Source organism: Thalassospira povalilytica (genome assembly GCF_002844235.1).
GTDB classification, from domain to species: Bacteria; Pseudomonadota; Alphaproteobacteria; order Rhodospirillales; family Thalassospiraceae; genus Thalassospira; species Thalassospira povalilytica.
Map to the genome: position 1 here is coordinate 13,913 of NZ_PGTS01000002.1, position 21,303 is coordinate 35,215.

Sequence of the window (21,303 nt, forward strand, 5' to 3'; positions counted from 1 at the left end):
CTTTGTGATAGCCGGTTTTTGCCGTCAGGTCATTGCTTTTATCGGCCGACAAAGTACCGGGCGCGTTAACGGATTGGTGGGTGAGTTGGGCTAAAATGCGCGCTTGCCGAACACATTGAACAGTAGCATTGAAACGTCACTTTGATATAACCGGCAATCAGAATTCATAGGACGGGCATGACCGCCCGTTGAAGAAACAGAGAAAAGAAGCATGAGCCGCAAATATTTTGGTACCGATGGAATTCGTGGAACGGCCAATACGGCCCCGATGACTGCCGAAGTGGCACTTAAGGTCGGGATGGCAGCAGGCCATTATTTCACGCGCGGCAACCATCGCCACAAGGTCGTCATTGGTAAGGATACCCGCCTGTCGGGCTATATGCTTGAACCTGCACTTGTAGCCGGTTTTACATCGATGGGGATGGATGTGATGCTGGTCGGGCCGATGCCGACGCCTGCGGTCGCCATGCTGACCAAATCCATGCGTGCCGATATCGGCGTCATGATCTCTGCTTCGCACAACCCGTTCCAGGATAACGGCATCAAGCTGTTCGGGCCGGATGGTTTCAAGCTGTCCGACGAGGTCGAACTCGAACTCGAACAACTGATGGAAAGCGACCTTTCAAGCAAACTGGTACCGGCCAATGCCCTTGGTCGTGCCAAGCGTATTGATGATGCGCCGGGCCGCTATATCGAGGCGGTCAAATCTTCCTTGCCCGGTTCGGTGACGCTCGAAGGTTTGCGTATCGTCCTTGATTGCGCCCATGGTGCGGGTTATTCCGTCGCCCCCAAGGTTCTGCGCGAACTCGGCGCTGATGTGATTGAAATCGGCACCAGCCCGAATGGCCTGAACATCAATGACAAATGCGGTTCGACCTATACCAAAACCATGTGCGACCGGGTTCTGGCGGAAAAGGCGGATGTCGGAATTGCGCTGGATGGTGATGCCGACCGTGTTCAGATGTGTGACGAAAAAGGCCAGCTGATTGACGGGGACCAGTTGATGGGCCTTGTCACCACCCATTGGAAACGCACCGGACAGTTGCGCGGCAATGCGCTGGTGGCGACCGTGATGTCCAACCTTGGTCTTGAACGCTATCTGGAACGCAATGACGTGCGTTTGATCCGCACCAAGGTCGGCGACCGCTATGTGGTTGAACAGATGCGCGCGCTTGATTGCAATGTCGGCGGCGAACAGTCCGGCCATATCGTGCTGTCTGATTTTGCATCGACCGGTGATGGCCTGCTTGCCGCCCTTCAGGTGCTTGCCGTTCTTGCCAGCCGCGAAGGCCGCGTTTCGGAAATGAGCCGCGTGTTCGAACCGCTGCCCCAGATCCTTAAAAATGTGCGCTATTCGGCCGGTTCCGATCCGCTGTCTGACAGCAGCGTGATCGAAGCCATTTCTTCGGCCGAAAAGGCCTTCAATGGCGATGGCCGTGTTCTTATCCGCAAATCGGGGACCGAACCGCTGATCCGTGTCATGGCCGAAGGCGACGACGCCGCCAAGGTCGAAAAAATCGTCGACGGGATTGTGGCCCAGATCACCGCCGTTGCCGGTTAAGCCGTGACCGGTTGCCGGTTTGGCGTTAAACAGAACATCGTTTTGCACGGATAAAGGAAGTCGATCATGAAAGGTCGCGTCTTGATTATTGCCGGGTCCGATTGCTCGGGCGGGGCTGGTATTCAGGCTGATATCAAGTCGGTCACAGCACTTGGCGGCTATGCTGCGACGGCCATTACCGCGCTTACGGTGCAAAATACGACCGGAGTCTTCGACGTTCTGGGCATCGCACCGGAAATGATCGTCCATCAGGCAACGGTAACGATTGATGATATCGGTGCCGATGCAATCAAGACCGGGATGCTGCATTCTGTGCCGGTGATCAATGCGGTGGCGGAATTCATCAAGGAAAAAGCAGACGGGATTCCTGTGGTTGTTGATCCGGTGATGGTTTCACAAAGCGGTTCAAAACTGCTCGAAGATGACGCGGTTTCGGCATTGATCGAACAAATGATCCCGCTTGCAACGGTTCTGACACCAAATATTCCCGAAGCAGAAGTACTGTCAGGCATGAAAATCGCCGACGAAGGTGATATGATTGCTGCGGCGCACAAAATTGGCGATCTGGGCGCGCAGGCTGTCCTGATCAAAGGTGGTCACGCCGAAGGGGATAAAATCGTCGATATCTTGTGGCGCCGGGACGGTGATGTCGAAGGCTTCGAAGGTTCTCGCATTCCGTCTGAAAATAATCATGGTACGGGCTGCTCGCTTGCAAGTTCGATTGCAACCGGGCTGGCACAGGGCATGGGATTGAGTGATTCTGTTGCTCGCGCACGGGCTTATGTCCGTGAAGCCATCCGAACCGCACCAAATTACGGCAAAGGAAACGGTCCGCTAAACCATGCGCACCCTGTGACCGGATAGACATTTCTGTCAAACGTCGCCGGGTGCCAAAAATTGGGACACTTGCGGTATGCCGGGAACTTCGTTTTTTCATCAGGCGCGAAACAATGCCTGGTCCAATCATCGTCTGTTTGGTGTGTGTCAAAAGCTCACATCGCGTGAACTCAACGCCAAACGGACACGTTTCACCCCTTCGATCCTCGAAGCCCTGAACCAGACCCTTACGGTCGACAGCTATTATCTTGATGCCTTGCTGGATGGCGGGCACGGGCAGGGGGACCTATATTCGGGCCGTATGACACCCTTTTCCGACATCGCCGGTCTGGCGGCGGCCCAACGCGATGCCGACCATAAACTGATGGCATTTTGTGATCAGCTCGGGGAAAAGGATGCGATGCGTGATGTTGAACTTGAACGTCGCAACAATGTGGTCACACATGAAACTGTTGCCGATATCCTGTCACATCTGTTTGTCTATCAAACCCATCAACGCGGGCAGGTTCACATCCTGCTTGCAACCACCACACAGTCGCCACCACCGATGGATGACTACCATCTTGAATATGATGCCCCGTTTCCGGCAATCGATTTCACATTGCTTCGCGGCAAAGGGGCCTGAAGGAAGAAGATGAATAAACGAATGCTACGTCGTGCGGTTCTTGCACTGGCGATTGCCGGTCTTGCTGTCGCAAGTTTTGGCAATCCCGAACGCCATATCGCCGACCTGTTCTGGTCTGATGATGCCGCACCTTGGGAAAATGTCACCGCGGTCTATACCCCCGATCGGGCCGAACCGCGTAAAATCCAGATTACCGAGGCCGTCTTTGCCGATGTTGCCGCCTGCCGGGATCACGTGATGGAACTGGCCGCCGAAAAAGGCGACCCTGATCTTCAGAAAGGAAGCTTTGAATGCGCTGTCGGATTTTATCCCGATAAAAGTGCCGCGGACGGCACTGTTTCGGGGGACTATCGCCTGATCATCCGCTAGTGCAAGTTCCGTTTGGATTGAAATGGAACCTGCTCAAGGGCGCGCGCCTTACAGCACATACCAAAGAAGGGCCGGCAGGGCGATGGCGGCAAGGAAGCTTGAACTGATGACCACGCCCGCGACTTCTTCGGGTTCGCGGTTGTAAAGCTGCGCAAACAGATAACAGAAAACAGCAACCGGCATCGAGCATTGCAAAATCACCACACCGCGCTCGATCCCGGTCAAACCCATAACTTCCGAAAGACCGACACCAACCCCGAACCCCATGCCAAGGCGCAACAGGCTAAGCGCTGTGCTGCGTGCAAGGCTGACCGGGCGCAGCTTGGCAAGCGATACGCCAAGGGTAAACAGCATCAATGGGATGGTCAGCTGCCCGATCAGGTTGGTGGTATTGTAAAGCCAGGCCGGAACGTCGGTATCGGTAGCAAGAAAGATGGTGGCGATCAGGGTTGCCGGAATGATCGGCATCTTTGCCAGCGATTTCAGTGAAAAGCTGCCGGAAACAAAGGCGACCCCGATGGTCAGCTGAAGCACCACATAGGTGGCAAAAAACGCCACCGAAAGCGCCAGTCCCTCCTTGCCATAGGCCAGCATGCAAAGCGGCAAGCCGACATTGCCGACATTCGGCCAGGTCAGCGACTGCAAATATGTCCGCGGCGACAGCTTGAAAACCTTCAGGATCGGCCACCCGATCAGGGCAAAAAGAATATTGGCCGCAAGTGCTGCCGTCCCCATCAGGATCAGCGTATCCCCACCCAGTTCGACCGTTGCGAGGGCGGCAAATGTCAAACACGGTGTCGCAAAATAGGTGACGATGGATGTCACAAGATTGGTGTCAAAATGCTTGCCTGCACGGGCCCAGAAATAGCCAAGTCCAGCGGTGATAAAGACGGGCGCCAGAATGGCTAGGATATCGGCAAACATTGGATACGCATTCCTGATCAGGTTCTTTTAACCAGAACCTGTCATGGCAGACGGCCTTCCTGCAAGTGAATAATGGTAATACCACTTTGTTTTTCGCGCTGCGGAATGCGGGGTGGCTTTTCCCGGCGATCTTGCCATATTGGCTTGGGGCTGAACCTGATTGACTGTTTAAAATGGGCTCAGGCCCCAAGCTTGCAGTATTGTTACTTGCGGTATTGTTGCCCCAGATTGATTGCGTAAAAGGTTCCTGATGCAAAACCCTTCCGATGATCCTGTCAAACGTCACCTGATTGATCCGGCGCCGCGGTTTCGTGACCGCCGCAATCTGCTGCCGGCGGTGTTTCTGGATCGGGACGGCGTGATCAATGAAGAAGTCCACTATCTGTCACGCATCGAAGATTTGTGCCTGATTGATGGTGTGGCTGACGCCATTCGCAAACTGAACAATGCCGGCATTCCGGTGATCGTTGTGACCAACCAGTCCGCCGTTGCGCGCGGCTATATTACCGAAGACCAGCTTTTTGATATTCACAAGGCGATGGTTGCGATGCTTGCCGAACAACATGCATCCCTTCAGGGGATTTTCTATTCCCCCTATCACGAAAAGGGCGAAGGCGATTACCGTCGCGAAACGACCTGTCGCAAACCCGAACCGGGCATGTTGCTGGCCGCGGCCGATGAATTTGCGATTTCACTGCCTCACAGCGTGCTGGTGGGCGATCGCATCAATGATATCCGCGCCGGTCATGCCGCGGGGGCACGTGCCATCATGGTGCGAACCGGGCACGGGGCCAAGGAAACCAAACAACCGGAATCATCAGAAGCCGACTTCATCGCCGATGATCTGGCGGCTGCTGTTGATGAAATTCTGCGCTCGATGATCGTCCGTTAGGCCGCGTGCGCCGTCTGAGTATCGGCAGGCGTGCGCATTGTGCGATTGCCGATCCGGCCTGCTATTTGGCCAGACACCAGTTTTGCCACATCTCGCGACAGGCTTCCTCGAACTCGCGGGCGACTGCCGGGCCGTGGAATGCCTTGCTGTTACGGATGCGCTCGCGCATGTTTTCCCGGATGCTGGCCAGTGCCTTAAGGTCGGAACTCAGCATGATGCATTTATCGACATAGCCCTTTTCGGTTTGGGCACATAATGCTTCAAGCCCGATATCACCCAGCAATGCCAGTCCCATGCGAGATCCCGGCAATTCGCTTGCAAGCGATACAAACGGCACCCCGGACCACAACATGTCGAAATAATTCTCGATCGAAATCGCCGGGAACGGCGCCAGTCCGATATCAATCTGGGCAAACAGGGCAGGGCGGTCTTCTTTGGCGACAACCCCGGCAAGATCAAGCCGATCGCGCTTGATCCCGGCCTGACGGGTACGGTCAAGAAACGTCTTGGCGGCATAACTGTCTTCAAGAACATCGTCCTGGATGACAATGCGGCTGTTTTTGACCTTGTTCAGGATACGCGCAAAGCAATTGAGTGTTTCATCACTGATATTGGCAACCCGGTCGATGCAGCCAAACCGGATAATATCATCGCCCACCGCGGCAGGAAGCGGACTGACAGGAAGCGCGTCATCATATTCATCAGGAAGATACGGCCCAAGTTCAAGCTTCTGCGGACGTTCGGAGAACAGCTTGTTGGCGGCAAGCTTGCCACTGAACATTTCCTTATGCCCGATCAGATAATCGATCTGGGCGATACCTGTCGTGATCGGCGACAGGCTGGCTTGAACCGGGGCGGCATAAAGCGCGAAAACCTCGATCGGTTGGGTCGGATGAATGCCGCAAACATCAATCAGGATATCGACCTTGTCCTTGCGGATGCGGTCGGCAATTTGCATCGGGTCCTGGCCGAAAACCTCGCGCCAGCCATCTGCCATGACCTGCCAGGACCGGGTGACATCATCGGGGCGCGGCGTTGCGCAATACAGGAACAGTTCGATCTCGTGGCGGTTCAGATGACGTGCGAGCGGCCGCAAAAGCCCATGGGTCGCGTGATCGCAAAAGAATGGCGACAGCCACCCGATGCGCAACCGCTTGTCGGCTTGTCTGATATTGGCAAAGCTGGGCTTGGCCGCAATCGGCATATGATGCTTTGCCCAGTTCTTGGCCGCCTTGGCGTGGTCTGTGCCGTCTGTTGATCCAAGTTTGGCTTTTGTTCGGACCAAAAGCGCATCTGCGGTCGCATGGTCCGGGTCCTTTGCCAGGATCCCTTCAAGAAGGGCGATGGTCTCAGTCAGATCACCGCATTTCAGGGTAATATCGGCCAGAACCAGATCAATATCCGATGTCCGGGTGGCAAGCTGGCGCGCCGTTTTCAAAAGGGCGATTGCCTTGGCATATTGGCCCTGATGGGCAAGTGCCTGTCCAAGTCCGCGCAAACCGGGAACAAATTTGGCATTGATGCTCAGGGCACGTTGATAAAGTTCCTGTGCCGGTTTCGGATAGCCCAGCCGCAAATAGGCCCCGCCAACCCGGCAAATCAGGTCCGGTGAAATTCCGGCGGCCTGCGCGGCATGTTCAAGGGACGTCAGAGCGGCTTCTTCCTGGCCGAGCGCATGCAATGCATCCCCGAACAGAAGCAACCCTTCATAATGGTCGGGTTTAAGACCCAGCAACCGCCCCAGAAGGTCGACCGCCTGTCCAAGATGGCCGCGCGGTATCTCAAGACGTGCCAGATGATAAAGGGCGGTGGGGAAATCCCCGTGATAGCTGATGGCCTGCTTGAATTGGTCGATGGCCTTTTCGATCTGTCCCGAACTTTCAAGCGCGATGGCATAATTGCACCGGGCGGCCGGATTGGCGCCAAAGCTCGACAAACAACTTTCAAACAGGTCAATCGCTTCGCCATGGCGGCCCTGTCCGGTCAGAAGGGTCGCCAGAAGATGCTCTGCTTCTGCATTGTTGGGCGCGATATCAAGAACCTGGCGATAGATCTTCTCGGCCTCGTCTGGCCGGTTCCCCTCATGCGCGCTAAGTCCGCGTCGCAACAATGTCTTGAGTTGGTCCGACATCTGGGTGCGCTTCTCCGCCTGATCTTCTCATTCCGAATGGATGACTGACCCCCGACATTAAAGGGTTACGGGACACCTTTAAAGTAGACAGTTCTGACACGCCATCAGTCGTTTGCCCAAAAGGCAAAAAAAGAACCCCGAACCGCTACAGGTCCGGGGTGAGAATGGGAGTGGGAGAATCGCCTGGCGGCGATAATCATCCACTAAGATATGGATTGTTCAGGTAAAGATCGCCTATCCAAGGGGATAGTATTCTTGGTATTTGGGATAGGTACTTCATAATAAGGTAATGTAAATTGTGAACTGGGTCACAAAATTGGCCCTGATGGACGCTCAAGGGGCCTCGGGCAGGTTCGGGGCATTCCCGATCGGACGTTTCGGCGGGTCTTTGCATTGTCCGATGTATCAATCGTACCAAATGTTCGGGTCTGGTGAAATTTTCAGGCAAAAAACTGTCAAAAAGCGCGAATACTGTGCTAGAACGCGAGTATATTAAAGAAACGTACCCCGCGAAAAAGAGAGGTTCCTTCCATGCCGGAATATCGGTCCCGTACAACAACCCATGGCCGCAACATGGCCGGTGCGCGCGGCCTTTGGCGCGCCACTGGTATGAAAGATGAAGACTTCGACAAGCCGATCATCGCGGTCGTCAACAGCTTCACCCAGTTCGTGCCCGGTCACGTCCATCTCAAGGATCTTGGCCAGATGGTCGCCCGCGAGATCGAGGCTGCCGGCGGTGTCGCCAAGGAATTCAACACCATTGCGGTCGATGATGGCATCGCGATGGGCCATGACGGCATGCTTTACAGCTTGCCGTCGCGCGAAATCATTGCCGATTCCGTTGAATATATGGTCAATGCCCATTGCGCCGATGCGATGGTGTGCATTTCCAACTGTGACAAGATCACGCCCGGGATGCTGATGGCTGCAATGCGCCTGAATATTCCGGCGGTCTTTGTTTCCGGTGGCCCGATGGAGGCCGGCAAGGTCGTCCTGAATGGCGAAGAACATCACCTTGATCTGGTTGATGCGATGGTTCAGGCCGCCGACCCGAAAATTTCCGATGAACAGGTCAAAACCGTTGAACGTTCTGCCTGCCCGACCTGCGGGTCGTGCTCGGGCATGTTCACGGCCAACTCGATGAACTGCCTGGCCGAGGCCCTTGGTCTTGCGCTTCCGGGTAACGGTTCGGTTCTGGCAACCCATGCCGCCCGTAAGGAGCTTTTCCTCGAAGCGGCCCGTACCTCGGTCAAGCTGGCACGTCGGTATTACGAAGAAGAAGACGTCACTGCGACCCCGCGCGGTATCGCCACGTTCGAGGCGTTTGAAAACGCCATGGCGCTTGATATTGCAATGGGTGGGTCGACCAACACGGTTCTCCACCTTCTGGCGATTGCCAAGGAAGCCGAAGTCAATTTCACCATGGCCGATATGGATCGCCTGTCGCGTAAGATCCCCTATCTGTCCAAGGTCGCACCGAACCATCCGAAATTCCACATGGAAGACGTCCATCGTGCGGGTGGCATCATGCGCATTCTTGGTGAACTTGATCGTGCCGGGTTGCTGCATACCGATGTTTCAACCGTCCATACCAAAACCATGGCCGATGCCCTTGCAAAGTGGGACATCAAACGCACCACAAACGAGGCGGTCCACAAATTCTATCGCGCCATGCCCGGCGGTATCCCGACCCAGACCGCGTTCAGTCAGGAACGCTACTGGGATGACCTTGATCTTGATGAAAAGGAAGGCTGCGTTCGTGACGTTGCCCATGCCTATAGTCAGGATGGCGGTCTTGCGGTTCTGTTTGGCAACCTTGCGGTCAATGGCTGCATCGTCAAGACCGGTGGCGTGGATGAAAGCATCCTGAAATTCACCGGCCCGGCCGTGATTTGCGAAAGTCAGGACGAAGCCGTCGCCAAGGTTCTCGGTGGCGAGGTCAAGGAAGGCGATGTTGTCGTCATCCGTTACGAAGGCCCCAAAGGCGGTCCGGGCATGCAGGAAATGCTCTATCCGACCAGCTACCTGAAATCGATGGGGCTGGGCAAGGCCTGTGCGCTGATTACCGATGGTCGTTTCTCGGGCGGGACCTCCGGTCTTTCGATTGGTCACGTCTCCCCCGAAGCTGCGGCTGGTGGCGATATCGCGCTGGTCGAACCGGGTGATATGATCGAAATCGACATCCCGAACCGCACGATCAAGATCGCTGTTGATGACGCAACCCTTGCCGCCCGCCGTCAGGCAATGGAAGCCAAGGGGCCAGAAGCATGGCGCCCGGCCAAACCGCGCAAACGCAAAGTCACAACCGCCCTTCGCGCCTATGCCGCCATGGCAACCAGTGCCGATCAGGGGGCTGTGCGCGACGTAACCCAGGTCGAATTCTGATTTTCGACCGGCATGAACCAAAACAAAAGGGCCCCAATTCGGGGCCCTTTTTTCATGGGATTGTGCGGGTTTACGACAATGCCTTATCAAGTGGCAAATTGTCATATCCCAGCGCATCGGCGACCGCCTGATAGGTGATCTTGCCGTTATGAACATTAAGGCCCGCGGCCAGATGCGGATCTTCCTTGCAGGCCTGTTTCCATCCCTTGTTGGCCAGTGCCAGGGCAAAGGGCAGGGTGGCGTTGTTCAGCGCAAAGGTTGATGTGCGCGCAACTGCACCGGGCATATTGGCAACGCAGTAATGCACCACGTCATCAACGATATAGGTCGGATCGGCATGGGTGGTGGCTTTGGATGTTTCAAAACATCCGCCCTGATCGATCGCGACGTCAACAATCACCGAACCCGGCTTCATTCTGGCAAGCTGTTCGCGGCGGATCAGTTTCGGGGCTGCCGCACCGGGAATAAGAACCGCACCGACCACCATATCGGCATCAAAGACAAGCGCCTCTGTGTCGTCGATGGTGGCATATTGGGTTTTGATACGCGGACCAAATACATCATCGATATAGGTCAGGCGTTTGACGTTTTTATCAAGAATGGTGACATCCGCCCCCATGCCCGCGGCAATGCGTGCAGCATTGGTGCCAACAACACCGCCGCCAATCACCACAACCTTGGCCGGGGCAACACCGGGTACACCGCCGAGCAGCATGCCCCGTCCGCCATTGGCCTTTTGCAGGGCGGCCGCGCCCACCTGCGGGGCCATGCGTCCTGCGACTTCCGACATCGGTGCCAAAAGCGGCAACCCGCCATTTCGATCGGTCACGGTTTCATAGGCAATCGCCGTGACACCCGATTTGATCAGGCCTGCGGTCTGATCCGGATCTGGCGCCAGATGCAAATAGGTGAACAGCAACTGTCCTTCGCGCAGCTGTTCATATTCGACTTTTTGTGGTTCCTTGACCTTGATGACCATTTCGGCGGTGGTAAATATCTCGGCGGCGGTACCGACAATTTCCGCACCGGCGGCGACATAATCCTCGTCGCTGCAACCGATACCGGCACCGGCCATGGTTTCGATCTTGACCGTATGGCCATGGGCGGTCAGTTCGCGGACTGAACTTGGCGTCAGTCCGACACGGTATTCGTGGTTTTTGATTTCCTTTGGAACACCAATCAGCATTTCGTTTTCTCCCGACGAAATAGGTGGCAATCGGGGTGTCTCACGGGATCGACCGGGGACGCCCGGGCGTTTTGCGCCCATTTTGTTATTGTTTGTGAATGATACCCTAAAAATAGGGCAATTAATCTTCATTTCTAGGGGGTGTTGGTGGTATCATTGCTAGATAATTTAAAAGAATGACCGAAATCTCGGAGGATTATTCAAATGCAGATGGATGAACGTGATCGCATGATCCTGCGTCTGTTGCAAAAAGACGGACGTATCAGCAATGCGGATCTGGCCGAAAAGGTAAACCTGTCCGCATCGGCCTGCCTGCGGCGCGTGCGCCTGCTTGAAGAAGCCGGTTTCATCGACCATTACACCATGCTTCTCAATCCGGCCCGTATTGGCAAACCGGGCAATGCGTTCGTCAATATCGCCATCACCCGCCAGACCCGCGAAGCCCTGGAAACCTTTGAAAAGGAAGTCCAGAAGGTGCCCGAGGTCGTCGAATGCTATCTTCTGGCCGGGCAAAGCGATTATCTGGTGCATGTCGTTTATAGCGACACCGCTGATTATGAACGCATCCACAGCGAAGTCCTGACCCAGCTTCCCGGTGTCGAACGTGTCCAGACGGTCATTACCCTTCGCGAAGTCAAACGCACAACCGAATTGCCGGTGTGATCGAATAGGCTAGAAACGGCAGATATTCTCGATGGCAAGCCAGTCGGCATAGGGAATGTCGACCTTGCCCGTCAACCGGGCTTCTTTGAACAGGGCAGATCGCCCGTCGGTATCGGGGTGGCTGCTTAAAAACTCCGGAATGGTGTTTTGCAAGCCATTTCTGGTGCGTTGACGGGACATCTTTTCCAGAAGCGCTGCCAGATCGTGGCTGGTGACCTTGGCCTTCCCCAAAAGATCAAGCGCATATAGATCGGCGTCATGTTCCATCTGGCGCGAATAACTGTGCTGAAACAGCAAATCAATCGGCGCGTCCAGCCCGCCACCAAACAGCCAGATCAGCTGACCTAGCCCGATCCCGTAGAACATTTTCCTAAGCCCGTGATGCATCTCGGTATGGCCGATCTCGTGGGCAAGGACGCCTGCCAATCCTTCGGGTGATGTCGCCATCTGCAGCAGGTCGGAAAAAAGGACAATCTGGCCACCGGGCAATGCGATTGCATTGGCCATATCGCTGCGTATCACTGTTATCTCGTAGGTATAGTCAAGATCGCCGGACTTGATCAGCTGATGCATGATCTGATCAAGACCGCGCATTGCATCGGCGTTTGGCACGCAAACAACTTCTTCGTCGTTCTCTTCGTTTTCAAGTGCGAAGGCTGAGATGATTTGATCGCGGGCGATCTCGCCAAGGCGGATTTCACTGTCGCGCGGATAAACGTTCGAAAGCAGTTCTGCCGTAATTGGCACCCCAAACCATACCAATAGTCCGATACAGGCAACCAGTGCAGAAATGCCTCCAATCAGAAGAGCCCGAAATTTTGATGACCCCTCGGCAACCGTTAATTTCGGGAACTGCCTGATCAGCGTGTCAGTGAACGGACCTTTATCAATAACGATCCGCGCACCATCATCCGTGTGCGGGCGAAGGCGCACGGGTTGCATTCCGGTCGGCTTTTCACAAAGGACCAGATTGTCGATTTGGTATGATCGTCGGCGATCATCATCAAGTTCAACGATCAGGTGACGGTCAGCAATTGTGACCGCCACATGATGCGACGTTATTGACAGACCGTCGAAGAAACGTGCCTGTCCTTGCATGGGGTCGTCAGATTCCGCCAAGATCAAATGCCTCGGCAAGTCCTTCACCGGTCTTTGGTTCGCTACGTGCGACCTGCTGAACCGTGAAGCGGTCAATTTCACCCGTCATTGTAATGGATGAAACCTTCGCGGCAATAAGCGGTTGCACAAACATCGGCAACAGGACGATTTGCTGAACCGGGCCAAGCAGGACCAGAAACAGGAACGTCATCGCAAAGACAAACGGCATGTTGGGGCCGGCATTGCCACTTGCAGCGATAGAAGCACCGATAACCATAGAAAAGATCATGACGATCAGTGCAAACAGGACCACCAAGGATATCAGCAAGACCGCATAGATCTTAAACAGCTTCTTTGGGGTAAGCTCCGACGAAAAGGCAAGGTTACCCAGTGATGTTTCACCGGTCGTATAGCGGAAGAACCAGGCCTGATACCGCGCGAATTGATAGGCTCCGAAACCAGCGCCGACAAGCCCGATCACAATGGCAAGTGGCAATAACACCTTCACCAGTGCCACAAATAACCCAAACGTGACCAGATAGGTCAGAAGTAAAATAAACCAGATAACAAGCCACTTCTTGAATGCGGGCGTGAACATGCCGCCAAAGGCCATCTTGGCATCGCCAAGCATCGTATGGTTGCGCTCATACTTCATTAGTTCGATGTCATAGTATGGTTTGCAGATACCGAGGGTAAGGCCGGTAAAGAAAAGGGAAACAAGCGCATTCCCTGCATACTTTAGCGATGATCCGCCAAGATGGCCGCGAATACCCCGCCACGATGTGCGCGACAGCCGGTATCTCTGTGCGCGGTACATGGCTATATGCATCAGGAAGATCAAAGGTATCCAGATTGCAAGATCAATCGCGAAATTGATCCCGACATTTCCAACCGGAACCTGCATGCGCGCATAAACGAAAAGGGCAATGAATGGGCCCGCACAGAGTGCGACAATCACAAAGCCCAGAAACAGTTCAAGCCCGCGTCCGGTATATTCAAGCCCATCACCGTCAATTCTGGTATGCGACCAGACATAACGACGTACCCGGGTCTTGGCCCAGAACCGAAAAATGCCCAGCGTCAAAATGGTCCAAAGGGCATTCCACATGGCAAGAGCCATGATCTTGTTCCATGTGCCGGTATATTCAAGTTTGTGATGTGTTTGATCCAAGGGTGTTTCAGAAAACACAACTTCGTTGTGATCTTCTGCTTCCGGAACATCACTTTGGTCATTGTCTCGATTCGTCATGAGCCCCTCGTGCCCTGTTTGCTTTTGCAAACGTGGTGAAGTGAAAAAGGCACCTGCTTGTGTCTCAGGTTGCTGGTCTCCCCCGCACTAAGCTTTAGCGTGTAGTGAGCTCATGATCACTCACTCAAAAGGTTAGGTGAGATCGGAAATTGGACAATACGACTCGCCCGAAAACTGTACAGATTCGCGGAAAATGTTCAGAATTGCCAAGGTCGGTTGATTTATATGACTGCAATTCATCTAGTGGAAGAAGCTTTGCACAAGCAAAATCCCTGCTATTTCAAGGCGTCATCAAAATTGTCAATTTATTCTGGTTCCACGGTTTGACTTTTAGGTGAATTACAATGCAATAATATGCGCGGGGAAAAACGCTGGGGGAAGTTAACCAACATGGAACAAGAGAATCTTGTTCGTGCGCGTAGCCACGAACAGAAACTGAAGCGCCGTGCAGATATTCTGGATGCTGCACGCGAGCTGTATCTGGAAGGCGATGGAACGTTGCCATCGGCTGCCGAGGTCGCCCGCAAGGCCAATCTGGCAAAAGGGACCCTCTATCTTTATTTCTCAAGCAAAGAAGCACTCTTCCTTGAAGTGCTGCGCCATTTCCAGAAAGGCTGGTTTGAGAACAATCTTGATGTCATCGATCAGGAAGCACTGCGACGGCCTGAGGAACGGGATTCAACCCGTGTGGCGCGCGAATTTGTGCAGTATCTCGTGAAAAACGAAAAGTTCCTGTATCTGGCGTCCTTGTCACAAGGTGTGCTGGAATCGGGGTCGGACGATGAAATGGTCGTTGGCCACCGCCGTTTTCTGGCATCAATGGTCAAACGTACGGCCGATGCCCTGGCTGAGCTTTACGAAATCACCCCGGACGATGCCAGCAAGCTGATGCGCTCATCCTATGCGCTGGTGATTGGCCTTTGGCAGATGTCGCAGTTGCCTGATCGCGTCAAAAAGCTGATGGAACAGAATGCGCTGACCAATCTGATCATTGATTTCGAAGAAGCTGCCGAAGAAGCCGTCGTGTCTTATTGGCAGGTGGCGGCACCTGGCATGAAATGCCGTGAAATGATGCGCCGTGCCGCATCTGGCGAGTGCTAGCACCGCGCACAGTGCGACACTGACCGGACAGATCAGATAAATTGGATCATAATGCAAAACAGCGCCGGAAGTGCTTCCGGCGCTGTTTTTGTTTGTAGCTTTGCAGGACCTGATGATCAGGTGGCCTCGGCACCGCCATTGGCGGCCCGGTTGCGCAGGCGTTCTGATCGCAGGATCAGGATGCTGGCAATCACAATCAGGATTGATACCGCCAGGATAATCAGCGTCGCAAGTGCGTTGATTTCCGGCGATACACCCAGGCGCACCGATGAAAATACCTTCATCGGAAGGGTGGTCGAACCCGGCCCTGCGACAAAGCTTGCAATCACAAGATCATCAAGCGACAGCGTAAAGGACAGAAGCCACCCGGCCATCAATGCCGGAAGGATCATCGGAAGGGTAATCACGAAAAAGATCTTGCCCGGTTTGGCGCCAAGATCCATCGCGGCTTCCTCAACCGAAATGTCCATGCCTGACAGGCGCGATTGCACGACCACCGCGACATAGGCCGCGCAGAATGTCGTATGCGCGATTGTGATGGTCGAAAGCCCGCGTCCGGCCGGCCAGCCAATCAACTGTTCAAGGGTCACAAACAACAGCAAAAGCGACAGACCGGTAATGACTTCGGGCATGACAAGCGGGGCGGCAATCATGCCTGAAAACAGTGTCCGGCCCTTGAACCGGCCAAAGCGCGACATGACAAGCCCGGCCGGTGTGCCAAGTGCCAGCGCAAGCGTTGCCGACATCACCCCGATCCGCAGGCTGTTCCAGGCGGCATCGATCATGCCGTCATTGTTAAACAGCGACACATACCATTTGGTCGAAAACCCGGCCCAGACGGTAACCAGTTTGCCTTCGTTAAACGAATAGACAATGACCAGCAGGATCGGCACATACAAAAACGCAAAGCCGAAAACCAAAGCCGAAATCAGGAAGGTTGAACGTTTCCCACTCATTGTTCACGTTCCTCCTGCTTGGTCTGGATATGCTGGAACCACATGATCGGCACCACAAGGAAGATCAGCATGGCAATCGCCACCGCCGATGCAATCGGCCAGTCACGGTTGGCAAAGAATTCATTCCAAAGCGTTCGCCCGATCATAAGCGTATTCGGACCGCCCAGAAGTTCCGGGATAACGAATTCGCCAACAGCTGGAATAAACACCAGAAGCGACCCTGCCAGAATGCCGGGCAGGGACAGCGGCAAGGTCACCTTCACAAAGGCCTGCCAGGGTTTGCAGCCAAGATCCATCGCCGCTTCGATCAGGCTGATATCCATTTTCTCAAGCGTCGAATAAAGCGGCAGGATCATGAATGGCAGATAGGTATAAACAATGCCGACATAAACCGCGAACTCGGTCTGACGCATGATCAGCGGTTCGGTAATGATCCCGGTCCACATCAGGAATGCATTGATCAGACCTTCGCGGTCCAGAATGCCGATCCAGGCATAAACACGGATCAGAAAGCTGGTCCAGAATGGCAGGATCACCAGCATCAAAAGAACGCTGCGCATCGATCCGCGGGCGCGTGCAATCCCGTAGGCCATCGGATAACCGATCAAAAGGGTAATGATCGTGGAAATGGCGGCAATCCGGATCGAATTAAGATAGGCCGTGGCATACAGGCTGTCAGATAACAGGAACAGATAGTTCCCGAAATTAAGCGTGATCGTGACGCCTTCATCAATCCATGCAAACAGGGCGCTATAAGGCGGCTGTGCATATTCCGCCATTGAAAAACTGATCTTCAGAACGATCAGAAACGGCACAAGGAAGAACAGGAAAAGCCAGAAATAAGGGATCCCGATCACCAATACCCGGCCATGCTTGATCATCCAGCGGTCAAATTTTTGCTTGATGGTTAGCTTGTCACTGCTCATTTGTTCAGAACCGAAGCAGCCCCGGCCTCCCACGATACCCACACGCTGTCTTCCCACGTATAGCGCGGTTCGATCTGGCGGGTGGAATTGGGCTCGGTGACCTTGATGCGTTTGCCGGTTTCAAGGCGCACGTGATAGGTCGAAATACCCCCAAGATAACCGATCTCTTCGACCTTGCCCGACAGGCAGTTATATTTGGTGTCTTCCGGCGCATCCTTGGTCAGACGCAGGCGTTCCGGGCGCAGTGCCACCCAGAAAGTCATGCCTTCATGGCCCTGAACGGCGTGATCGATATAGATATCGCAATTGGCCTCGTCCGATTTGATGACCGCGTATTTTTCATCATCATCAACCAGAACACCTTCGATCAGATTGACCTGGCCCAGGAAGTTCGCGGTATAGCGGCTGTTGGGATATTCATACAGTTCGAACGGGGTGCCGATCTGATTGATCACGCCTTCATTCATCACCGCAATGCGCGATGCCATGGTCATGGCCTCTTCCTGGTCATGGGTCACCATGACAAAGGTCGTGCCGACTTTTTCCTGAATATTGACCAGTTCGAACTGGGTCTGTTCGCGCAGCTTCTTGTCAAGCGCACCCAACGGTTCATCAAGCAAAAGCACCTTCGGGCGCTTGACCAGTGACCGTGCAAGGGCGACACGCTGGCGCTGACCACCCGAAAGCTGATGGGGTTTGCGTTTGGCAAATTTGGTCATTTGCACAAGGGCAAGCATATCAGCAACCTGTTCCTTGATCTCGGCGCGCGAAACGCCGTCCTGAACAAGGCCGAACGCCACATTCTGTTCAACACTCATATGCGGAAACAGGGCATAGGACTGGAACATCATATTGGTCGGGCGTTCATAGGCCGGGACGCCGGCCATATCGACACCATCAATGAAAATCTTGCCCGATGTGGGTTCTTCAAATCCGGCAAGCATGCGCAGAAGCGTCGTTTTCCCGCAGCCCGAACCGCCCAGAAGGGCGAAAAGCTCGTGGCGATAAATATCAAGGGAAACGTCATCGACAGCGTAAAAGTCGCCGAATTTTTTGGTCACATTCTCGAAGCGGATATAGGGAACCGCATCTGGATTGTTCCAAGGTTGCGTCTTATGCACGTCCTCATGCGCGCGATCCAAAACCGCCTCAGGCACCAGCATTCTCCCCTTTTTCAGTGTCATGATGAACCGATTTGACCAGACGACAGTCCCTGATGATCTGCTGCGCAAGTTTTTGATTATTGCGTCGGCGCCGGGTGTCGGTTCGCTCTGATAACAGGATGAAGCAATTCTACAATCTGTAAAGAGGGGTGTGCGATATTTTGAACAACAAATATGATTTGCCGCCCAAAACGGCAGAAAATGGCCTTTGGGTGTTCAGAAAATGTGCATTCTTCGACCGCTGAGGACGGCGCGCGGACGGGCGGGGATTGTGTGACTGTCTTCACAGCTTTGCGAGTCACAGCGATGCCGGGGGCGGGAGGTGGCCGGCACTGGGCGTCTGGCACTTGATGTCGCCGATAAGAAAAGGGCGCGATGAAAATCGCGCCCTTTGATGGTTCGAACTGTTTTGTTGTCCGATCATCAGGGGATGATCGCAAATACAGTCTTACTGACCGGTTTTAAGCTTGGTCCAAAGACGGGTACGGGTACGCAGTTCGCGCGAACCAGGTTCGACTTTCGAACGCAGACGTTCTTTGACTTCCTGCGGCGGGTAGATACCCGGATCGTTCAGGAGTTCCTCGTCAACCAGTTCCATTGCCGCCAGGTTCGGGGTGGCATAGGCAACATAGTTGGCAATGTCGGCTTCAACGTCGGCACGCAGCACATAATCGATGAATTTGTGTGCCAGTTCCGCATTCGGCGCATCGGCCGGAATCATCATGGCATCAAACCAGATCAGGGTGCCTTCCTTGGGGATGACATACTTGATCTCGTTGCCGTTGCCGGCTTCTTCGGCGCGAAGGGCAGCCATGCCAACGTCACCCGACCAGCCAACAGAAACACAGGTGTTCCCGTTTGCAAGATCGTTGATGTATTGCGAACTGTGGAAATAGGTCACGTAAGGACGGATTTTTTCCAGCTCGGCAATCGCGGTTTCAATCGATTCTGCGGTCGGTGCGCCGTCTTCCATATTGCCAAGATAGAAGTTGACCAGCGGCACAACCTCGCCCGGATCATCGAGAAGGCTCAGACCGCATTTCGACAGCGGCTCGGCATATTTCGGATCGAAAATCAGTGACCAGCTATCGACCGGTGCGTCGTCGCCAAGGACTTCCTTGACCTTCTCGACGTTATAGCCATAGCCGTTCGTACCCCAGAAATACGGAACGGCAAATTTGTTGTCCGGGTCGTATTTGGCCTGCTGTTTCAGGATGACCGGATCAAGATTGCCATAGTTGGACAATTTCGATTTGTCGATTTCCTGGAAGATACCGGCCTTGATCAGGCGTTCGGCATCGGCAAGGGTCGGGACAACAATGTCATACCCGGAATTGCCTGCCAGCAGCTTTGCTTCGACAACCTGGTTGCTGTCATAGACGTCGTAGTTAACCTTGATGCCGGTTTCTTTTTCGAAATTGGCAATGGTTTCTTCGCCGATATAATCCGACCAGTTATAGATGTTCAGAACATCTTCGGCCTGCGCCGCGCCGGCAAGGCCAACGGATGCAAGCACAACAAGGCTTGAAGATTTAAGAAGAGATTTCATTTCGCTGAGCCTCCCATGTGGCAGCGTTTGAAAAGTTTGGGCGTCCTGTTGTTTCATTCCCCCAGGACAAGAGGACACGTCCAATATCCTTCGAATGCATCAGGATATTGTCAAACACAAGATGGAAAATTGTGCATTTTTCGCATCAAGTGAAAATTTGGGCATTCGAGATGCAATAATCTTGCGCCGGGTTCAGGATCCCGGCGCAAAATTCGATCTGTGATTTTAAACGTTGAGCAACAGGTGCTCGCGTTCCCAGGCGCTGATCACGGTCTGATAGGCATCCCATTCCGCTTCCTTGACCGCCAGAACCGCAGCCGAGAATTCCTCGCCCAGAAGTTCTTTCAGCGGCTTGCAACGCTGGAATTTCGCCAGTGCCTCGTGGATATGACGGGGCAGGGAATGCGCCCGGTCATAGCCCGACCCTTCGATCGGCGACGTCGGTTCGACTTCTTCAAGAATACCCAGAAGACCACAGGCAAGGGACGCTGCCACCGCAAGATACGGGTTGGCATCGGCACCCGGAATGCGGTTTTCGATCCGGCGTGCGGCTGCCGGGCCATTGGGCTGACGCAGACCGACCGTTCGGTTATCAAGCGACCAGTGCATGTTGATCGGGGCATCCGACCAGGGCTGCAAACGGCGATAACTGTTCAGATTCGGTGCCAGAAGCGGCATGGCCGCAGGCAGATACCGCTGCAAGCCGCCAATATAGTTCAGGAACATCTTGGAGTTTTCGCCGTCATCATCGGCAAACAGGTTCTTGCCGGTATTGATATCGACAAGACTCTGATGAATATGCATCGCACTGCCCGGATGGTTGCCCATCGGTTTGGCCATGAAGGTACCATAGACTCCATGCTTGAGTGCGGTTTCGCGCAGCGTGCGCTTGAACAGGAACGACTGGTCCGCCAGTTCAAGCGGCTCACCATGGTTGAAGTTCATTTCAAGCTGGGCGGGACCGGATTCGTGGCTCATGGTATCGGCATCGATATCCATGGCTTCGCAATAGTCATAAAGATCTTCGATCAGCGGGTCGAACTCGTTGATCGCATCAATGCCAAACGCGTTCGATGCACGTTCCGGGCGGCCGGAACGGCCAATCGGCGGTTCAAGCGGGTTGTCCGGATCGGTGTTTTTCGCCACCAGATAAAATTCAAGTTCCGGGGCAATGACGGGTTTCATGCCGCGTTCTTCAAATGCCTTGAGAACACGTTTGAGAACCCCGCGCGGCGAGGTCGAAACTTCCTCGCCAGAGAAGTGATAGCAATCGCAGATGATCTGGGCAGTCGGCTCCTCGTACCACGGCACGACGCGGATGGTTTCCGGATCGGGAACCATGACGACGTCTTTTTCCGCCGGGTCAAGGAATGCATCGGTTTCTTCCGGATAGCCGCCGGTTACAGTCAGGCAGAAAATCGCCTCCGGGATGGCAAGGCTTTTGGCTTCCAGACCGCGCAGAAACTTCTGCGTCGGCAGAACCTTGCCCCGGGCCACCCCCGACATGTCCGGTACAATGCATTCGACTTCTTCGATTTTTCGCTCAGATAGCCACTTCTTGAGATCGGTGCTCATATGTAGTCGGGCGCTTTCACGCCAGTCCTTCAAAATTGCATTTTCTTGCGTTTTTCGGGCCATTCCCGACAAATTTCACAAGAAAGAATGTTGGTCTTCGAAGAGTTTTGTAT

At 54.2% G+C, this 21,303-nt stretch carries 18 protein-coding genes; 8 read left to right on the plus strand and 10 right to left on the minus strand.

The window, feature by feature from the left end; translation table 11 throughout:
• Positions 1–211: 211 nt before the first annotated feature.
• From glmM to CU041_RS04330, 4 genes are all read left to right on the plus strand, one after another.
• Positions 212–1,561, plus strand: coding sequence for a phosphoglucosamine mutase (gene glmM, locus CU041_RS04315; RefSeq protein WP_068518104.1), 1,350 nt, complete (start codon positions 212–214; stop codon positions 1,559–1,561).
• 66 nt (positions 1,562–1,627) lie between these two features.
• The gene (thiD, locus tag CU041_RS04320; RefSeq protein WP_101245935.1) at positions 1,628–2,425 is read left to right on the plus strand and encodes a bifunctional hydroxymethylpyrimidine kinase/phosphomethylpyrimidine kinase; all 798 of its coding nucleotides are present in this window, start codon (positions 1,628–1,630) and stop codon (positions 2,423–2,425) included.
• 49 nt (positions 2,426–2,474) lie between these two features.
• A complete protein-coding gene (locus CU041_RS04325; RefSeq protein WP_101245936.1) occupies positions 2,475–3,023 on the plus strand; it encodes a DinB family protein in 549 nt (182 codons plus the stop codon).
• Between the two features lie 21 nt (positions 3,024–3,044).
• Positions 3,045–3,392 carry a hypothetical protein gene (locus tag CU041_RS04330; protein ID WP_170310128.1) on the plus strand — a complete coding sequence of 116 codons (348 nt, stop codon included), beginning with the start codon at positions 3,045–3,047 and terminating at the stop codon, positions 3,390–3,392.
• Between the two features lie 48 nt (positions 3,393–3,440).
• On the opposite strand, the gene CU041_RS04335 is transcribed toward CU041_RS04330, so the two are convergent.
• Complete coding sequence (locus tag CU041_RS04335; protein ID WP_068518100.1) at positions 3,441–4,316, minus strand: AEC family transporter; 876 nt, start codon at positions 4,314–4,316, stop codon at positions 3,441–3,443.
• 250 nt (positions 4,317–4,566) lie between these two features.
• Here CU041_RS04335 and CU041_RS04340 point away from each other — a divergent pair, with 250 nt between their 5' ends.
• On the plus strand, positions 4,567–5,208 hold the full coding sequence (locus tag CU041_RS04340; protein ID WP_101245938.1) for a D-glycero-alpha-D-manno-heptose-1,7-bisphosphate 7-phosphatase: 642 nt from the start codon (positions 4,567–4,569) through the stop codon (positions 5,206–5,208).
• 61 nt (positions 5,209–5,269) lie between these two features.
• Here CU041_RS04340 and CU041_RS04345 read toward each other — a convergent pair whose 3' ends face one another.
• Positions 5,270–7,339, minus strand: a complete 2,070-nt coding sequence (locus CU041_RS04345) for a tetratricopeptide repeat protein (protein WP_101245939.1) — start codon at positions 7,337–7,339, stop codon at positions 5,270–5,272.
• A 531-nt stretch (positions 7,340–7,870) separates the two neighbouring features.
• Here CU041_RS04345 and ilvD point away from each other — a divergent pair.
• Positions 7,871–9,724, plus strand: a complete 1,854-nt coding sequence (gene ilvD, locus CU041_RS04350) for a dihydroxy-acid dehydratase (protein WP_068518097.1) — start codon at positions 7,871–7,873, stop codon at positions 9,722–9,724.
• A gap of 70 nt (positions 9,725–9,794) precedes the next feature.
• Here the strand turns inward: ilvD and ald are convergent, their stop codons facing one another.
• A complete protein-coding gene (gene ald, locus CU041_RS04355; RefSeq protein WP_101245940.1) occupies positions 9,795–10,910 on the minus strand; it encodes an alanine dehydrogenase in 1,116 nt (371 codons plus the stop codon).
• A gap of 204 nt (positions 10,911–11,114) precedes the next feature.
• On the opposite strand from ald, the gene CU041_RS04360 reads away from it, so the two are divergent.
• The gene (locus CU041_RS04360; protein WP_068518095.1) at positions 11,115–11,573 is read left to right on the plus strand and encodes an Lrp/AsnC family transcriptional regulator; all 459 of its coding nucleotides are present in this window, start codon (positions 11,115–11,117) and stop codon (positions 11,571–11,573) included.
• A gap of 9 nt (positions 11,574–11,582) precedes the next feature.
• Here CU041_RS04360 and CU041_RS04365 read toward each other — a convergent pair whose 3' ends face one another.
• Both CU041_RS04365 and CU041_RS04370 read right to left on the minus strand, forming a co-directional pair.
• Entirely contained in the window at positions 11,583–12,506 is a 924-nt protein-coding gene (locus CU041_RS04365; RefSeq protein ID WP_170310129.1) for a M48 family metallopeptidase, read from the minus strand.
• 172 nt (positions 12,507–12,678) lie between these two features.
• On the minus strand, positions 12,679–13,920 hold the full coding sequence (locus tag CU041_RS04370) for a YjgN family protein (RefSeq protein ID WP_101245942.1): 1,242 nt from the start codon (positions 13,918–13,920) through the stop codon (positions 12,679–12,681).
• Between the two features lie 390 nt (positions 13,921–14,310).
• On the opposite strand from CU041_RS04370, the gene CU041_RS04375 reads away from it, so the two are divergent.
• Positions 14,311–15,021 (plus strand): TetR family transcriptional regulator, encoded by a 711-nt coding sequence (locus CU041_RS04375; RefSeq protein ID WP_068518094.1) that lies wholly within the window; start codon positions 14,311–14,313, stop codon positions 15,019–15,021.
• 116 nt (positions 15,022–15,137) lie between these two features.
• Here the strand turns inward: CU041_RS04375 and CU041_RS04380 are convergent, their stop codons facing one another.
• The 5 genes from CU041_RS04380 to CU041_RS04400 form a co-directional block, all read right to left on the minus strand.
• Positions 15,138–15,977 carry an ABC transporter permease subunit gene (locus CU041_RS04380; RefSeq protein WP_101245943.1) on the minus strand — a complete coding sequence of 280 codons (840 nt, stop codon included), beginning with the start codon at positions 15,975–15,977 and terminating at the stop codon, positions 15,138–15,140.
• Positions 15,974–16,903: an ABC transporter permease subunit gene (locus tag CU041_RS04385; protein ID WP_068518092.1), complete on the minus strand. Its 930-nt coding sequence runs from the start codon at positions 16,901–16,903 to the stop codon at positions 15,974–15,976. Before CU041_RS04385 ends, CU041_RS04380 begins: the two co-directional genes overlap by 4 nt.
• On the minus strand, positions 16,900–18,066 hold the full coding sequence (locus CU041_RS04390; RefSeq protein WP_101245944.1) for an ABC transporter ATP-binding protein: 1,167 nt from the start codon (positions 18,064–18,066) through the stop codon (positions 16,900–16,902). Before CU041_RS04390 ends, CU041_RS04385 begins: the two co-directional genes overlap by 4 nt.
• A 448-nt stretch (positions 18,067–18,514) precedes the next feature.
• The gene (locus CU041_RS04395; RefSeq protein WP_101245945.1) at positions 18,515–19,615 is read right to left on the minus strand and encodes a polyamine ABC transporter substrate-binding protein; all 1,101 of its coding nucleotides are present in this window, start codon (positions 19,613–19,615) and stop codon (positions 18,515–18,517) included.
• A gap of 225 nt (positions 19,616–19,840) precedes the next feature.
• Positions 19,841–21,190, minus strand: coding sequence for a glutamine synthetase family protein (locus CU041_RS04400; protein WP_068518283.1), 1,350 nt, complete (start codon positions 21,188–21,190; stop codon positions 19,841–19,843).
• Positions 21,191–21,303: the final 113 nt, after the last annotated feature.

Coding starts and splice junctions, on each gene's coding strand:
- ilvD (WP_068518097.1), top strand. CDS start 7,871: ATGCCGGAATATCGGTCCCGTACAACAACCCATGGCCGCAACATGGCC.
- glmM (WP_068518104.1), top strand. CDS start 212: ATGAGCCGCAAATATTTTGGTACCGATGGAATTCGTGGAACGGCCAAT.
- CU041_RS04340 (WP_101245938.1), top strand. CDS start 4,567: ATGCAAAACCCTTCCGATGATCCTGTCAAACGTCACCTGATTGATCCG.
- CU041_RS04385 (WP_068518092.1), bottom strand. CDS start 16,903: ATGAGCAGTGACAAGCTAACCATCAAGCAAAAATTTGACCGCTGGATG.
- CU041_RS04400 (WP_068518283.1), bottom strand. CDS start 21,190: ATGAGCACCGATCTCAAGAAGTGGCTATCTGAGCGAAAAATCGAAGAA.
- CU041_RS04380 (WP_101245943.1), bottom strand. CDS start 15,977: ATGAGTGGGAAACGTTCAACCTTCCTGATTTCGGCTTTGGTTTTCGGC.
- CU041_RS04330 (WP_170310128.1), top strand. CDS start 3,045: ATGCTACGTCGTGCGGTTCTTGCACTGGCGATTGCCGGTCTTGCTGTC.
- CU041_RS04375 (WP_068518094.1), top strand. CDS start 14,311: ATGGAACAAGAGAATCTTGTTCGTGCGCGTAGCCACGAACAGAAACTG.
- thiD (WP_101245935.1), top strand. CDS start 1,628: ATGAAAGGTCGCGTCTTGATTATTGCCGGGTCCGATTGCTCGGGCGGG.
- CU041_RS04325 (WP_101245936.1), top strand. CDS start 2,475: ATGCCGGGAACTTCGTTTTTTCATCAGGCGCGAAACAATGCCTGGTCC.
- CU041_RS04360 (WP_068518095.1), top strand. CDS start 11,115: ATGCAGATGGATGAACGTGATCGCATGATCCTGCGTCTGTTGCAAAAA.
- CU041_RS04335 (WP_068518100.1), bottom strand. CDS start 4,316: ATGTTTGCCGATATCCTAGCCATTCTGGCGCCCGTCTTTATCACCGCT.
- ald (WP_101245940.1), bottom strand. CDS start 10,910: ATGCTGATTGGTGTTCCAAAGGAAATCAAAAACCACGAATACCGTGTC.
- CU041_RS04370 (WP_101245942.1), bottom strand. CDS start 13,920: ATGACGAATCGAGACAATGACCAAAGTGATGTTCCGGAAGCAGAAGAT.
- CU041_RS04345 (WP_101245939.1), bottom strand. CDS start 7,339: ATGTCGGACCAACTCAAGACATTGTTGCGACGCGGACTTAGCGCGCAT.
- CU041_RS04395 (WP_101245945.1), bottom strand. CDS start 19,615: ATGAAATCTCTTCTTAAATCTTCAAGCCTTGTTGTGCTTGCATCCGTT.
- CU041_RS04390 (WP_101245944.1), bottom strand. CDS start 18,066: ATGCTGGTGCCTGAGGCGGTTTTGGATCGCGCGCATGAGGACGTGCAT.